This is a genomic window from Phaeobacter gallaeciensis (genome assembly GCF_001678945.1).
In the GTDB taxonomy this organism is placed as follows: Bacteria; Pseudomonadota; Alphaproteobacteria; order Rhodobacterales; family Rhodobacteraceae; genus Phycobacter; species Phycobacter gallaeciensis_A.
Window position 1 is genome coordinate 2,401,862 of sequence record NZ_CP015124.1, and the last position, 13,538, is coordinate 2,415,399.

The 13,538-nt window shown below is 59.1% G+C and carries 15 protein-coding genes; 9 read left to right on the forward strand and 6 right to left on the reverse strand.

Annotated features, from left to right (window positions below):
* Window positions 1–18 precede the first annotated feature (18 nt).
* The 9 genes from JL2886_RS11475 (at window position 19) to JL2886_RS11515 (ending at window position 9,929) form a co-directional block, all read left to right on the forward strand.
* Window positions 19–537 carry a flagellar basal body-associated FliL family protein gene (locus tag JL2886_RS11475; RefSeq protein ID WP_065272125.1) on the forward strand — a complete coding sequence of 173 codons (519 nt, stop codon included), beginning with the start codon at window positions 19–21 and terminating at the stop codon, window positions 535–537.
* A gap of 9 nt (window positions 538–546) precedes the next feature.
* Window positions 547–1,002, forward strand: coding sequence for a hypothetical protein (locus JL2886_RS11480; RefSeq protein ID WP_065272126.1), 456 nt, complete (start codon window positions 547–549; stop codon window positions 1,000–1,002).
* Complete coding sequence (locus JL2886_RS11485) at window positions 1,002–1,622, forward strand: MotE family protein (protein ID WP_065272127.1); 621 nt, start codon at window positions 1,002–1,004, stop codon at window positions 1,620–1,622. Before JL2886_RS11480 ends, JL2886_RS11485 begins: the two co-directional genes overlap by 1 nt.
* A 91-nt stretch (window positions 1,623–1,713) precedes the next feature.
* On the forward strand, window positions 1,714–2,583 hold the full coding sequence (gene motA / locus JL2886_RS11490; protein WP_065272128.1) for a flagellar motor stator protein MotA: 870 nt from the start codon (window positions 1,714–1,716) through the stop codon (window positions 2,581–2,583).
* The gene (locus JL2886_RS11495) at window positions 2,580–5,111 is read left to right on the forward strand and encodes a tetratricopeptide repeat protein (protein WP_197492313.1); all 2,532 of its coding nucleotides are present in this window, start codon (window positions 2,580–2,582) and stop codon (window positions 5,109–5,111) included. The genes motA and JL2886_RS11495 overlap by 4 nt, the downstream gene beginning before the upstream one ends.
* 531 nt (window positions 5,112–5,642) lie before the next feature.
* Window positions 5,643–7,676 carry a flagellar biosynthesis protein FlhA gene (gene flhA / locus JL2886_RS11500; protein WP_420480638.1) on the forward strand — a complete coding sequence of 678 codons (2,034 nt, stop codon included), beginning with the start codon at window positions 5,643–5,645 and terminating at the stop codon, window positions 7,674–7,676.
* Window positions 7,673–8,452: a flagellar biosynthetic protein FliR gene (locus JL2886_RS11505; protein ID WP_065272130.1), complete on the forward strand. Its 780-nt coding sequence runs from the start codon at window positions 7,673–7,675 to the stop codon at window positions 8,450–8,452. The genes flhA and JL2886_RS11505 overlap by 4 nt, the downstream gene beginning before the upstream one ends.
* Complete coding sequence (gene flhB, locus JL2886_RS11510) at window positions 8,449–9,534, forward strand: flagellar type III secretion system protein FlhB (protein WP_065272131.1); 1,086 nt, start codon at window positions 8,449–8,451, stop codon at window positions 9,532–9,534. Before JL2886_RS11505 ends, flhB begins: the two co-directional genes overlap by 4 nt.
* A complete protein-coding gene (locus tag JL2886_RS11515) occupies window positions 9,534–9,929 on the forward strand; it encodes a hypothetical protein (RefSeq protein WP_065272132.1) in 396 nt (131 codons plus the stop codon). Before flhB ends, JL2886_RS11515 begins: the two co-directional genes overlap by 1 nt.
* Before the next feature lie 150 nt (window positions 9,930–10,079).
* Here JL2886_RS11515 and JL2886_RS11520 read toward each other — a convergent pair whose 3' ends face one another.
* Genes JL2886_RS11520 through fliQ form a run of 6 tightly spaced genes read right to left on the reverse strand, consistent with a single transcriptional unit; the run spans window position 10,080 to window position 13,538 of the window.
* Window positions 10,080–10,592 (reverse strand): flagellar basal body-associated FliL family protein, encoded by a 513-nt coding sequence (locus tag JL2886_RS11520; protein WP_065272133.1) that lies wholly within the window; start codon window positions 10,590–10,592, stop codon window positions 10,080–10,082.
* 8 nt (window positions 10,593–10,600) lie between these two features.
* Entirely contained in the window at window positions 10,601–11,341 is a 741-nt protein-coding gene (gene flgH / locus JL2886_RS11525) for a flagellar basal body L-ring protein FlgH (RefSeq protein WP_065272134.1), read from the reverse strand.
* Window positions 11,338–11,757 (reverse strand): flagellar basal body P-ring formation chaperone FlgA, encoded by a 420-nt coding sequence (gene flgA, locus JL2886_RS11530; protein ID WP_065272135.1) that lies wholly within the window; start codon window positions 11,755–11,757, stop codon window positions 11,338–11,340. The genes flgH and flgA overlap by 4 nt, the downstream gene beginning before the upstream one ends.
* Window positions 11,757–12,542, reverse strand: coding sequence for a flagellar basal-body rod protein FlgG (gene flgG / locus JL2886_RS11535; protein WP_065272136.1), 786 nt, complete (start codon window positions 12,540–12,542; stop codon window positions 11,757–11,759). Before flgG ends, flgA begins: the two co-directional genes overlap by 1 nt.
* Before the next feature lie 10 nt (window positions 12,543–12,552).
* Window positions 12,553–13,266: a flagellar hook-basal body complex protein gene (locus tag JL2886_RS11540; protein WP_065272137.1), complete on the reverse strand. Its 714-nt coding sequence runs from the start codon at window positions 13,264–13,266 to the stop codon at window positions 12,553–12,555.
* Complete coding sequence (fliQ, locus tag JL2886_RS11545; RefSeq protein ID WP_065272138.1) at window positions 13,266–13,538, reverse strand: flagellar biosynthesis protein FliQ; 273 nt, start codon at window positions 13,536–13,538, stop codon at window positions 13,266–13,268. The genes JL2886_RS11540 and fliQ overlap by 1 nt, the downstream gene beginning before the upstream one ends.

Sequence of the window (13,538 nt, forward strand, 5' to 3'; positions counted from 1 at the left end):
GACGTTTTAGGGATAGCCATGACAGACGCTGTAGTAGATACAGAAGAACCAGCCAAAAAAAGCAAAATGCCCCTGATTATTGGGGTTGTGCTTGCGGTAGCTGGTGCGGGCGGCGGATTCTTCGCCGTTCAGTCAGGCCTTCTTCCTTTTGGTCACAAAGCAGCGCCCGAATCGGCGCATATGACCGAAGAGGCGCCAGAAGGCGTGGATAGTGGTGAGACGGCAGAGGATATTGCCAATCTCGCCTTCATCGAAATGGAACCGATTGTGATATCGCTGCAAAGTCCCAGCGGCATTCGGCATTTGCGGTTCCGTGCACAACTAGAGGTAGATCTGGCCCATCAGGCCGAGGTCGAAAAAGTCCTCCCACGAGTTGTCGATGTTCTGAACAGCTATCTACGCGCTTTGGAGGTTAAGGATCTTTCCGATCCGATGGCCCTGCCAAAACTGCGCGCACAGATGCTGCGGCGGATCAATATCGCGACCGGACAGGGTCGCGTGAGGGATCTGCTGATCATGGATTTCGTACTAAACTAGGAGGACAGGATGGACCTTATTGCTGATATCCTGCTTGCAGCCGGAGCTCTTGGAGCTGGTTTCTATTGTCTGGTGCTGTCGCGCCGGTTGAAACGGTTCAACGATCTGGAAAAAGGCGTCGGCGGTGCCGTCGCGGTTCTTTCGGCGCAGGTGGATGACCTGAACAAATCTCTCGTATCGGCCCAGAAGGTGTCGGATGGCTCCAGCAAGGCGTTGGAACAGCTCACCGGACGCGCAGAGACGGTTGCCCAGCGGCTGGAGCTGATGATGGCCTCGATGCATGACATGCCCGAAGCCGCAGCGCCCGAAGCGCCGCAGCCCACAGCCCAGGGGGCCGAAGAGCACGATGCTCTGGCGGAAGCCTACGGATCGCAGGGTGAGCCGGAAAAACCGGCCGAGGATACGTCCAGCTCCTCCGGCCTGATGTTTGTCCGTCACGCTCGTGGTCAGAATCGGGTGGCGTGATGAGCGAAAAGAAAAAGAAATCAAAGAAGGGCGCTCGCGCAAAAAGCGGCACCCTGATGATGATTGCATTGCTGCTGATGGGATCAGCGATTCTTCGCCTCGGTCTCGACGCAGGCCCGGCGATTGCTCGTGAAGTTGCCAGCCTTCAAAAGGAAGGCAACGAAGATCACGCGGATAAGGGCGAGATGCGCAGCGAATCGATGCCGTCTTCGGCAGAGCTACAGGCGATGCTGGCTGCGTTCAAGGAGCGCGAAGCGGCTCTTGCAGCCCGCGAGGCTGAAATCGAGGACCGTATGAAGGCGCTGGAGATCGCGGACCAGGCGATCGACACCAAACTCGCAGCGCTTCAGGATGCCGAGGAGAAGCTGAAATCCACTCTGGCTCTGGCCGATGGTGCGACCGAGGCGGATGTGGCCCGGCTGACCACCGTTTACGAGCAGATGAAGCCAAAAGAATCGGCTGCACTGTTTGAAGAGATGGATCCGACTTTTGCGGCCGGATTTCTGGCGCGCATGCGTCCCGAGGCAGCAGCTGGCATCATGGCCGGTCTGAGCCCCGAAGCGGCCTATACGATCAGCGTTGTGCTGGCCGGAAGAAATGGCGCCGTACCGACGGAATAACTTGGGCCGGTCGAACTTGGCCCAGTTGATTAGTCTTTTTTAATCAGACTCACCTAAGCTTCTATAAAGCAACACAATTCGGAGTGAACCTGTGATCGGGATTATAGGTATTGTCGTCATCTTTGCCATGGTTTTTGGCGGGTATCTGATGGCTGGCGGCAAGATGGGCATCATCCTGAAGTCGCTTCCTTTTGAGCTGATGATGATTGGCGGGGCAGCGGTCGGTGCCTTTCTTATCAGCAATGACATGAGCGGTATCAAACACACGCTCAAGGATGTTGGGAAAGTCTTCAAGGGCCCCAAGTGGAAGCCGGATGATTACCGGGATCTGCTGTGCCTGCTCTTTTCCCTGATCCGGATCGCCCGTGCGAACCCGGTCGAGGTGGAGCAGCATATCGAAGACCCCGAGAATTCGTCGGTGTTTAACAAATACCCTAAAATCGTGGCCGACAAGGAGGTGGTGAACCTGATTTGCGACACCATGCGCTCGGCCTCGATGAACTACGACGACCCGCATCAGGTCGAGGAAGTTCTGGAAAAGCGGATGGAAGCCAACCTGCATCACGCAATGCACGGCAGCCACGCGCTTCAGACCATGGCAGACGGCCTGCCGGCCCTGGGGATTGTTGCGGCGGTTCTGGGTGTGATCAAGACCATGGCCTCGATCGACCAGCCGCCAGAGGTTCTGGGCAAGATGATCGGCGGCGCCCTTGTCGGTACCTTCCTTGGCGTGTTCCTGGCCTATGGTCTGGTTGGCCCCTTCGCCAGCAAGGTCAAATCGGTGACCGAGGAAGACGCGCATTTCTATCAGCTGATCCGCGAAGTACTTGTGGCCAACCTGCATAACCACGCGGCAGCAATCTGCATCGAGGTCGGGCGTCAGAATACCCCGTCTCATATCCGCCCCGGTTTTTCGGAACTGGAAGAAGCTCTCAGATCGGTGAAACAGGACGCAGCATGATTTGGCGCGCACTTGCGATAACTGCCACAGTTTTGGCCAGTCTTCTGGTCTCGGGCGAAGCCCGGGCCCAGACGATCGTGGCCCGCTCAGGTGAACACGACGGATTTTCCCGGCTGGTTATGCGTCTGCCCAATGGGGCGGACTGGTCTCTGACCCAAAGTGGGCGAAGTGCGACATTGAACATCGGCGCCCGGGACATTGTTTATGACACGTCCCGCGTCTTCAACCTGATCCCACGGGACCGGTTGCAGGCCATCGGACAGGCTGCGCCCGGGCAGCCGTTGCGGATGGATCTGGGCTGCAACTGCGAAATCCGGTCTTACGTGCAACGCGATGGCTATCTCGTGATCGATATCCGTGATGGCAACGATGAACCAGTCTATTCCACGGCAGGCAGTGGTGCCGCCGTAGGCAATGGTCGGCCCTTCGTGCCCTCCCTTCCTTTGCAAACCGCCGAGGAGCCGAAAACCGAGCAACCGACATCCGGTTACCGGTTCAATCTGGGACAAAGCGCCATCGCGGATGCCCGCCTGGCGCTGGATCTCGCTGCTGCGGTGGAACGCAGCGCACCACCCGCGCCAGCAACCAGTACAACTCGTGTGGAGGCGCCCGTCGCCCAGTCCGAAATGCACGCCGCAACGAGCGCCGAACAGTTACGTCTGCCTGCGCTATTGCCGTTGGAGCCGCGTGCCGAAGCAAGCAATGTGCCGACGCCGGATCCCGTCAAGGCCAATATGGGCGAGCCGCAGAAGCCGATGACGTTGCCGGAAGTGAATCTGCTTCTCGATATGGAAGAATCGGCCCGCGCTGCGACCGTGAACGCCTCTGAACAGCGCCTACTGCGTCAGATTGGCCGCGCCGCGAACCAGGGTCTTTTGGACATCGCCATCGCAGGTGGGCAGATCGATGCCGGACAGCGGCAGATCAATCCGCTGGACCGGGATGGGCGTCCACTGGATCCACTGGATAATATCTCCATTACATCCGCAGTCGATCGGGAGGCGGGGCTTCTCGCCCGCGCCCGTGACGAAGAGGATGAATCCGAATTGTGCCTGCCTGATCATGGTATCGCCGTATACAACTGGGGCAATGACAGCTCCTTTGCCGATCAGGTGGGACCGCTGCGCAGTGCGTTAGTTCGCGAGTTTGACGACGTTAATCCGGCAGGTGTGCTGGCCTTGGCGAAACTCTACATTTTTTTCGGCTTTGGCGCCGAAGCCAAGGCGATGATCCAAGCCATGCCCGAGGACCGGCTGACACCGGAAAACAGAAATATCCTGAATGCTTTGGCGGATCTCGTTGAAGGCGAGACATTGCCGATAAACCATCCGTTTTCCGGACAGCAAATCTGTGACGGCGACACTACCCTGTGGTCGGTATTGGCGGATGGTGAAATCAAGAAAGGTGCCAATACCGATGCCATTCAGCAGGCGTTTGGGCGTTTGCCTGTACATCTGCGGGTGCACCTTGGCCCCAAGGTTAGTTCTCTCTTTTCCGAGGCAGAGCAATATCATGTAGCCGGCGCGATCCTGAGGTCGGTGAACCGGACCGGTGTTGATCACGTGCCGGAATTGAATATGGCGGAGGCCGCGATTGCGGATCTGGAAGGGGACACGGAAAAGGCTGCGGAAAAACTGACCGAAGCTGTTGCGGAACGCACAGAGAATACTCCGGTTGCCCTGATTGAGCTGATTGCGCTCAGCTATAAGGAAGGCAAGGCTCTGTCGCCGGACGTGCCGGATGTTGTCGGCTCTTATGAGCACGAGAATCGCGACGGCGAACTGGGGTCGGATCTGCGCAAGGCCGAGATCACCGCCCTGGCGCTCACCGGACGTTTTCACGATGCATTCCAAGAGCTGAAGGAACTCAGCAACCGCGATGGTCCGGCCGCCCGCACGGCCGCTCTGGAACCTTTGATGACTCTTCTCACAGAGCGCGCGGACGACGTAACCTTCCTTCAGTATGCGCTCGTCTTTGCGATGCAATCCACCGCCAGAGAAGCGGCGCCGGTCGCAGATATCATCGCGCGCCGGTTGCTGGATCTCGGATTTGCAGAGCAGGCCATGTCCCTGCTGAAGAAACTGGCGCTGGAGCCCGAAAACGAAAAACGCCGCGAGATGCTGGCCGAAGCAGCTCTGGCGTTGAATAAGCCGCAGCGGGCTCTGGTTGAACTGATGGGGCTGGAGAGCACCGAGGCCAACCGTCTGCGCGCTGAGGCGCTGTGGCGCAATGGTGAATACGGCCGGTCGGGTGAATACATGCAGGTCGCAGAGGACAAGAACGCGGCGGCCCGCGGCTTCTGGCACTCCGAAAACCTGGAAGCGATCCAGTCGTTGGAAGCGGATGAGGGAACTCCGTTCCGGCAAGTTGCCGACATGACCACAGAAATCGGCGAGACAGCGAAGGATCCCGAAGGTCTGACACCGCTGGCCCATGCCCGTGCACTTGTCGAAAGCAGCCAGGGCACCCGCGGCGGGATCGAAGATCTGCTGAAACAGCTGAAACCCGCACGCGCTGAAACAGAGTAATCGAAGGCTCCTTTAGATCATGGACCGCTCTCTTTTGAGGGCGGTCTTTGCGTTGGGTGATAACGGTTTGTAAACCGTCTTTGCCTAGCTTGAACCGCGGATGAATCCGCAATTGGAACGGGCAGAATGCCGGAAAAACAACATAGAATACGCCTGATTGGGCGGCGGCGCTTTGGGCAGCCGTTGCACCTTGAGCAGGTCCCGCCGTCCTTGGGTGATTCTGCTTCACTCGACAGGCTGCGCCCCGGCGACACGGCTGTCGCTTTCTCCGCTTTCTCAACGCTTGAACAGGCAGGGGTTGGTCTCCCCCGCACGAACAGCTGCGCGCTGCGTCCTTCCCGTTCGCTACGCTCTCGGCGCTGGTCCAGGACCGGGCAGCTGCCCTCTGCCGTGCGGTCTTCAACATATTCCCAGCATGCCGTGGCACCTGCCCGGCCTGCACTGACATCTTTGAAATAGGGGACATTACAGGTGCCCAAAATCACACCTCAACAGCTGTTTAGCCCCACCGTGCTGCTGGCGCTGGCATTGATGGCGATCATCGTGATGATGATTCTGCCGATGCCGTCCTGGGTGCTGGACGTTGGTCTTGCTGCCTCCTTTGGTCTGGCGATTCTGATCTTCACCATCACGCTGTTCATTGAAAGACCACTGGATTTCTCGTCCTTCCCGACGATCCTGCTGGCCTCTCTGATGTTGCGGCTGTCACTGAACGTCTCCTCCACGAAACTCATCATTGGTCAGGGTCACACCGGGACCGATGCGGCTGGTGATGTTATCCAGGGCTTTGCCCAATTCGTGATGGGCGGCAGTGTTTTCCTGGGCCTTGTGGTCTTTGGGGTGCTGCTAATCGTGAACTTCATGGTCATCACCAAGGGCGCGGCCCGGATGGCCGAGGTGGGCGCCCGTTTCGCACTGGACGGTATGCCTGGTAAGCAGCTGGCCATCGACAGCGATATGTCCGCTGGTGCCATTGACCATGCCACCGCCCGGGCTCGCCGTGAAAATGACCAGCGCGAAACCACATTCTTTGGCTCGCTTGATGGTGCATCGAAGTTTGTCAAAGGCGATGCGGTTGCCGGTCTGCTGATCACCCTGCTGAACCTGGTGATGGGTCTGGTGATGGGTGTTCTGGTGCATGGCATGCCGGTGGGCAGCGCCTTTGAAACCTACGCCATCCTGACCGTCGGCGACGGTCTGGTTTCGCAGATCCCGTCGGTGATCATTTCCATTGCCGCGGCCCTGCTGCTGGCGCGCGGCGGTGCCACCGGCGCCACCGATATCGCCCTGTTCGAACAGTTCGGCAAACACCCGGCCGCTTTGACCACCGTTGCGGTCCTGATGGTTCTCTTCGCGCTGGTGCCCGGTTTGCCGTTCCTGCCCTTCATCGTTGGCGGCGCGGCTCTGGGCTTTGCGGCGTATCGCATTCAGATGAAAAAACAGAGCGCCGAAGAGGCCGAGGTTGAAGAACAGCTTGAAGAGGCGGCCAATCCGGCGCCGTCCAAGGCGCTTGGTGATATTCTTGACCTTGACGATCTGCATCTGGAGTTCGCACCGGATCTGGTGAGCATGGTTCTGGATGAGGGCACCGGGCTGGATGCGCGGATTGCCAATATGCGAACCCATATCGCCACCAGTTTCGGTCTGATCCTGCCGGAAATCCGGCTGACGGATCAGGCGGATCTTGAGATGGGAACCTATGTGGTGAAGGTTCAGGGTGTGGAACAGGCCCGTGGCACGCTGCACCCGGATATGGTGCTGGCGTTGATGCCGGACAACCATTCGGCACTGCCGCCCGGTACCGATGTGACAGAACCTGTCTACGGCGCTCCCGCCCGGTGGATCGGAGCCCAGAATCAGGATGCGGCTGCCGTTGCGGGCGCGACCGTGGTAACGCCGCCCGAAATCCTGGCCACTCACCTGCTTGAGGTGATCAAACAGAACTTCTCGCGGCTGTTGACCCTGAAATCGCTGCGCCGTCTGCTGAACGAAATGACCGAGCTGTCGGATGCTTTCCGGGCCGAGGCAAACCGCAAGCTCCTGGATGATCTGGTGCCGGACAAGGTGCCGATGGACACTCTACATTCGGTGCTGCGCCTGCTGCTGGATGAACGCGTGTCGATCCGGAATCTGCCGCTGATCCTTGAAGCCATTGCAGAGGCACGGGTGCACACCACCCAGCCCGAACTGATCTGCGAGCACGTGCGTCAGCGCATGGGGTTCCAACTGGTGGCAGAGATGAAGCGCGAAGATGGTACCATTCCGCTGATCCAACTGGCGCCGGAATGGGAAGACACCTTCTCGACCTATCAGGTGGACATCCAGGGCGGGGGGATGGATATCGCGCTGCCGCCCGACATGTTCAACCGCTTGGCCGAAGGGTTGAGCGAGCGGCTCAACACGATTACCGAGCAGGGGATTTTTGCTGCGGTTGTCACATCGACCCGCCGCCGCCGTTATCTGCGCACGATCCTGAAGTCGCGCGGCATTACCAACCCGGTGCTGTCCTTCGAGGAAATCGGGCTGGAGGCCCGCCCGGCGCTCGTGGGGATGGTGCAAGCATGAACCTGCTGGACCTTCCCCCAGGGCTGGTTGCGCTTCTGGGGGCGGGCTTCTGGCACGCGGCCATCGTGTTTTTACGGATCTCGGCGATCGTGTCCGTGCTGCCCGCCTTTGGTGAGCAATATGTGTCGATGCGGGTTAAATTGGCGCTATCCATTGCCTTTACCGCGATTGTGGCCCCTGCGCTGCCCGCAATCCCCGAGCCCACAAGCGCCTTGCAGTTTGCAGGGTATGCCGCCAGCGAGGCTGTTGTCGGGCTGGCGCTTGGCGTCGGGATCCGTTTCTTTGTTCACGGTCTCCAGACTGCGGGCACCATCGCCGCGCAAAGTACCTCGCTGTCGCAGGTGTTGGGCGGTATCGGCGCAGAACCGATGCCGGCCCTTGGCGCTGTTCTTTTGATCTCTGGCCTGGCGCTAGCAGTTATGATGGGCCTGCACGTGCGGGTGGCAGAGTTCATGATCTATTCCTACGACGCCTTTCCGGCCGGGGTTTTCCCGGCGGCGGGCGGTCTTTCTGAATGGGGCGTCCACCGGGTTGCCAAAAGCTATTACATGGCATTTACCCTTGCGGCACCTTTCCTGATTACGGCGGTGATCTACAATCTGGCACTTGGCGTCATTAACCGTGCGATGCCACAGCTGATGGTGGCCTTTGTCGGGGCGCCGGTGATCACCTTTGGCGGCTTGTTTATTTTGATGGTCGGCAGCCCGGTGATCTTGGATGTCTGGGTTCGGGCGTTGATGACGTTCCTTGCCAATCCGGGAGGCAACATACCATGAGCGGTGGTGACGACGACTCAGATAAGTCATTCGAGCCGACGGCGCAGAAGCTCCAGAAGGCACGGGAAAAAGGCGAGGTTGCCAAATCCACCGATCTGTCGGTTGCGGCTGCCTATCTGGGGCTGGTCGTGGCTTTATATGTTTCTGGCAGTGGCATGGTCGAGGGCTTCGGAACGGTGCTGATATCCCTGTTGGATCAACCCGACCGGCTGGCCCAGCAAATGTTCACCGGCGCCGCAAGCGCCCCCGTCGGCGGGATCTTGATGGCTTTGGTGATACCTATTTTGCCGATCTTCATTCTGCCCTTTGGTGCGGTGCTGTTGTCGATCCTGGCACAGCGCGCGCTGGTCTTTGCGCCCAGCAAGCTGGAGCCGAAGATGTCAAAGATCTCTATCATTTCGAACGCGAAGAACAAATTCGGCCGAGCTGGATTGTTTGAGTTCCTCAAGAGCTTCGTAAAGCTGGTTCTCTATTCGATTTGTCTTGGTGTCTATCTTAGTTACCGGTTGCCAGAGATGATTGCCTCCTCCGGAACGGGTGCCTTTTCCGTTGTCGCGATGTTGGCGCAGCTGGGAATGGAATTTCTTATTATCGCCCTGTTGCTCGCATTGCCGGTCGGTGTCGTGGATGCGGTGTTTCAGCACGCCGAGCACATACGTAAGAACATGATGTCGCGCCAGGAAATCCAGGATGAAGTGAAGGATTCCGAAGGCGATCCACATGTGAAGGGGCAACGCCGTCAGAAGGGCCAGCAAATCGCCATGGGTCAGATGATGGCTGATGTTCCCAAGGCCGATGTGGTGATCGTCAACCCGACCCACTATGCGGTTGCGCTGCAGTGGAGCCGGGAAAAAGGCTCTGCCCCGAAATGCGTTGCCAAAGGGGTGGATGAGGTTGCCGCCGCAATCCGCCGGGTTGCCAACGAACATGCGGTACCGATCCACAGTGATCCGCCCACTGCCCGGGCGTTGCACGCCACCATCGAAATCGGTGAGGAAATCATGGAAGAGCACTATGCTCCTGTTGCGGCGGCCATCCGGTTTGCCGAGGCCATGCGCCAGCGGGCGAAAGGAGGGGTCTGATGAAACAGAAGATGCTGGATCAAATGGCAGCGGTGACTGCGGCGCAATATCTGCGCGAACATGCGCGGGTGAAGCCGATTCTGGATGAGGAAGCCCGTTTGCGTGGGCAGCTTACCAAGCTGAACGCCCATGTGCAGGCCACACGCAGTGAAGCAGATGAGAACCACATGATGAAGGCGTTGGGCGCTGATCTGCTGTGGGAAGGCTGGCACACCCGGGCAAAGCGGGAACTGAACACCGAACTGGCCCAGGTCACGGCAAAGAAGCTGATGGCGATGGACAAGCTGCGCAAATCCTTTGGCCGCAAGACCGCCATTGCGGACATGGCCAAGGCCGAACGCGATCTGCACAAGGCCGCGCGTATTAAGGCGCTGCAGGAAAAGTTGTTGAATTAAGTCCGGGTGCTGGGCGCGCCCGACCAGCTCTGAAACAAGAGCGGCGCGGAGAGGTCTCCAGGCAAGGTCACACAGCTTTGGTGGCAGGCGAAACGCAAAAGGCCGGACCAATCAAGGTCCGGCCTTTTTGTTGCATATAGGTAAGTTGTATCAGACGTCTTGGCGGGTCATATCCATGATCAGGACGTCATAGACGTCATGTCCAAGCTGCCGCTGTGCGGCTTCACGCAGCGCCGTGCGTAGGGGGTGCATCACGTCAGAGCGAGTGAACGCGCCTTTGAAGCCGCCCATGTTTGCATGGTCAAACAGTACCTGCAGGAATACGTCGCGTAGTTTGGGTTCAAAGGTGCGAATTTTATCCGCCATACCGGGTTTTGTTTCCAGGCTGAGAGTGATCACAACCAAAGAGGTCAGTTCGTCATGTTCAACAACGGGAACGATGAACTGGTTCGGGATCTTGACGTAATCATGCTCTCCACCCTCCATGGACTCGGCGGCGCCATGCCCGTCGTCCATAGTTTCCGTCGGCGGGGCCATGTGTTCTTCCCCGGTTGAGGCCATTTCATGCTCGGGGGCCGGTTCGGGCGCCATCATGATCCCGGCGCCAATTCCAGCGCCGGTGCCCACAATCAGCAGGATGAGAGGCAGTATCTTTGCAAGCATGGTTTACCTCAGAATGGCAGGATGGCGTCCAGGACCTGTTGGCCGTAACGCGGTTGCTGCATGTCGGTGATCTGGCCGCGACCGCCGTAGGACACGCGGGCCGACGCGATCTTGTCGTAGGTGATCTCGTTCTGGCGGCTGATATCCTGCGGCCGTACATAGCCGGACACTAGGAGTTCGCGCATTTCGAAGTTCACTCGCAACTCCTGCGAGCCGCTGATCGCCAGAACTCCGTTTGGCAGCACGTCAACCACGGTGGCTGCCACCCGCAGTTCCAGTTTTTCGCTGCGTTTCACCGATCCTTTGCCCGCGGCCGAGCTGGAGCTGCCAAGTTCCACCGCGTTCGAGGCGCTGGCTCCATCCGGAAGGTGACGATCCAGGCGCTGAGGCAGACCCAGAAGCTGCGGCAGTGCCATGCTTTCCGAGCCGGAGCGGGAGCGCGCGGTGTCATTCTTGATCTCTGCCGTTTCATCAATCTCGATGACCACGGTCATGATGTCGCCCTTCTTGATGGCGCGGCGGTCGCCCAGCAGGGACTGTTGCGAACCGCTCCACAAAGAGGCGCTATCGACAGCGCGCCGCGGTTGGCTGTCCTGCGGCAGGCCCTGCCAGAGCATCGCGACGTGTTCGGAGGATTCATTGGCCGGCGAAAACGACGGTGGCTTGCCAAGGTGATCAGCCCGCCCACAAGCGCCGAGAATGATCAGCCCTGCCAGGGCGGCTTTGGAAGTGAATGCTGTGTGTTTCATTTTCGTACCTCGACGGATCCGTCGGCTGCTATGCGTCCGGTTACAGTGGTGCGTGATGCCAGATTCATCACGCGGATCAGTTCGCCCTCGGCGCCGCGTCCAAGCGCGCGCCCTTCGGCGGAAATGGAAAGCCCACCCTGAACGAAGGTCAGAATCACCATGTCGTTGCGCTCGACGATGGCCGGGGGGCCAACATCGCCGGGCCGCAAGGGGCGCCCCGGATAAAGCGCAACGCGGGCTTCCTGACCGATCACCTCTTCGGGGTCGGACAGGGCACCCAGAACCTCGCCGGGTTTGAGCGCCAGATCCGATGCCGTCAGAATTTCCTTGGGGCGCACCGTGCGGACCGGGACCAGGATATCGGCCCAGGCGGTCTGCGCGATCAGCGTCACAAGGAGGGCGAGCTTGAGTTTCATCAGCGGACCTGTGTGGTTGCGCCCATCATCTGGTCGACTGCGGAGATGACCTTGGCGTTCATTTCATAGCCGCGCTGCGCTTCAATCAGTTCGGTGACTTCGCGCACCGCATCGACCGAACTGGCCTCCAGATAACCCTGGCGCAGGGTGCCAAGACCGTCTTCGCCTGCGGTGGCAACCAGAGGTGCCCCGGAAGCTTCGGTCTCAGTGAAGAGGTTGCTGCCGATCGCCTCCAGTCCCTTGGGGTTGGAGAAACCCGCGAGGGTCAGCTGGCCCAGGATCTGACCTTCGGCGGTTTCGTCGAAATAGGCGTAAACTTCACCTTCGGCGTTGATCGAAATGCTGCGGGCATCATCGGGAATGGTGATTTCAGGAGAAACGGTATAGCCGTCAGAGGTGACGATCAGCCCTTCTCCAGATTGTTTCAAGGCACCATCGCGGGTGTATGCGGTCTGACCAGAGGGCAGGGTGACTTCCAGATAACCTTTGCCGTCGATGGCCACATCCAGGTCATTGTTGGTTTCCTGCAGCGGCCCCTGCGACAGATGAACCGAGATGGCAGCGGGACGCACACCAAGGCCAACCTGAACACCGGTGGGAAGAACGGTCCCATCCGAGGCATTCACCGTGCCCGCCCGCGACACCTGCTGATAGTGCAGGTCGGCGAACTCCGCCCGCCGCGCGTTGTAGGCGGTGGTGTTCATATTCGCGAGGTTGTTCGAAATGGTTTCGACACGCAGCTGCTGCGCGCTCATACCGGTGGCCGCGATTTTAAGGGCACGCATGGTGTTTCTCCTACTTGATCAGGTTCTTGATGGCGGCGCGGATGCGCTCGTCTTCGGTTGTCAGAAAGCTTTGGCCCATTTCATAGGCCCGTTGGATTTCGATCATGCGCGACACCTGTTGAATGGCATTCACGTTCGATCCTTCGAGAAATCCTTGCAGAACCCGGCCTTCAAGTGCGGGTTCGATTTCGCCATCGACGCGGAACATCACCCCGTCTTCGCGGGACATGGTGTGCATCTCGACCGGCTTGAACAGACCGATCTGGCCCAAGGGCTGGCCATCGGCACTGAGCGTGCCGTCAGAGCCGACCTGGAAGGATTCGGCATCCGTCGGCACAAACAGCGGTGCGCCACCGGCATCCATCACCCGGTGGCCATCCATGGTGACCAGATCCCCCTGGGCATTGGATGAAAACGCGCCGGAGCGGGTCAGCCGCTGACCTTGCGGGGTTTCGACCATGAAGAAGGCATCGCCTTCGATCGCAAAATCGAAGGTGCCGTTGGTCTTGGTCAGCTGGCCCTGCTCCATCGAGGTGTTGTGAATATTCGCGCGTGCCATCGACATGGATTGCTGCCCTGGCGCTGACTGCACGTATTCCGAAAAAATCAGCCCTTCGGAGCGATAGCCCGTGGTTGCGGAGTTGGCGATATTGTTCGCCACCACCCGCATTTCACGCATCAGGCCGGTTTGACGGGACAGTGTTGCATACCCTGCGGTTTCCATCACGAACCTCCGGAAATCATTGGAATGACGTGGCCGTTGAAAAACGCCACGAGTGTTTGTGTCATGAAGCCCATCGACATCCAGAAGACGATGAGGATCGCGACGAGTTTGGGCACGAAGGTCAGCGTCATTTCCTGAACCGATGTCAGAGCTTGAAACAGGCCGACGGCCAGGCCGACGACCAGTGCCACGACCAGAATCGGCGTCGACATCACCACGGCTGCCCAAAGGGCCTGCCGCAACGTGTCGTAGAAAACGCCCTCACTCATCAT

What these genes read in the sequence shown, in the direction of transcription:
- JL2886_RS11480 (WP_065272126.1), top strand. Translation starts at nt 547, where the DNA reads ATGGACCTTATTGCTGATATCCTGCTTGCAGCCGGAGCTCTTGGAGCT.
- JL2886_RS11515 (WP_065272132.1), top strand. Translation starts at nt 9,534, where the DNA reads ATGAAACAGAAGATGCTGGATCAAATGGCAGCGGTGACTGCGGCGCAA.
- flgH (WP_065272134.1), bottom strand. Translation starts at nt 11,341, where the DNA reads ATGAAACACACAGCATTCACTTCCAAAGCCGCCCTGGCAGGGCTGATC.
- JL2886_RS11495 (WP_197492313.1), top strand. Translation starts at nt 2,580, where the DNA reads ATGATTTGGCGCGCACTTGCGATAACTGCCACAGTTTTGGCCAGTCTT.
- JL2886_RS11505 (WP_065272130.1), top strand. Translation starts at nt 7,673, where the DNA reads ATGAACCTGCTGGACCTTCCCCCAGGGCTGGTTGCGCTTCTGGGGGCG.
- flhA (WP_420480638.1), top strand. Translation starts at nt 5,643, where the DNA reads ATGGCGATCATCGTGATGATGATTCTGCCGATGCCGTCCTGGGTGCTG.
- flhB (WP_065272131.1), top strand. Translation starts at nt 8,449, where the DNA reads ATGAGCGGTGGTGACGACGACTCAGATAAGTCATTCGAGCCGACGGCG.
- JL2886_RS11540 (WP_065272137.1), bottom strand. Translation starts at nt 13,266, where the DNA reads ATGGAAACCGCAGGGTATGCAACACTGTCCCGTCAAACCGGCCTGATG.
- fliQ (WP_065272138.1), bottom strand. Translation starts at nt 13,538, where the DNA reads ATGATGAGTGAGGGCGTTTTCTACGACACGTTGCGGCAGGCCCTTTGG.
- flgA (WP_065272135.1), bottom strand. Translation starts at nt 11,757, where the DNA reads ATGAAACTCAAGCTCGCCCTCCTTGTGACGCTGATCGCGCAGACCGCC.
- JL2886_RS11485 (WP_065272127.1), top strand. Translation starts at nt 1,002, where the DNA reads ATGAGCGAAAAGAAAAAGAAATCAAAGAAGGGCGCTCGCGCAAAAAGC.
- JL2886_RS11520 (WP_065272133.1), bottom strand. Translation starts at nt 10,592, where the DNA reads ATGCTTGCAAAGATACTGCCTCTCATCCTGCTGATTGTGGGCACCGGC.
- flgG (WP_065272136.1), bottom strand. Translation starts at nt 12,542, where the DNA reads ATGCGTGCCCTTAAAATCGCGGCCACCGGTATGAGCGCGCAGCAGCTG.
- JL2886_RS11475 (WP_065272125.1), top strand. Translation starts at nt 19, where the DNA reads ATGACAGACGCTGTAGTAGATACAGAAGAACCAGCCAAAAAAAGCAAA.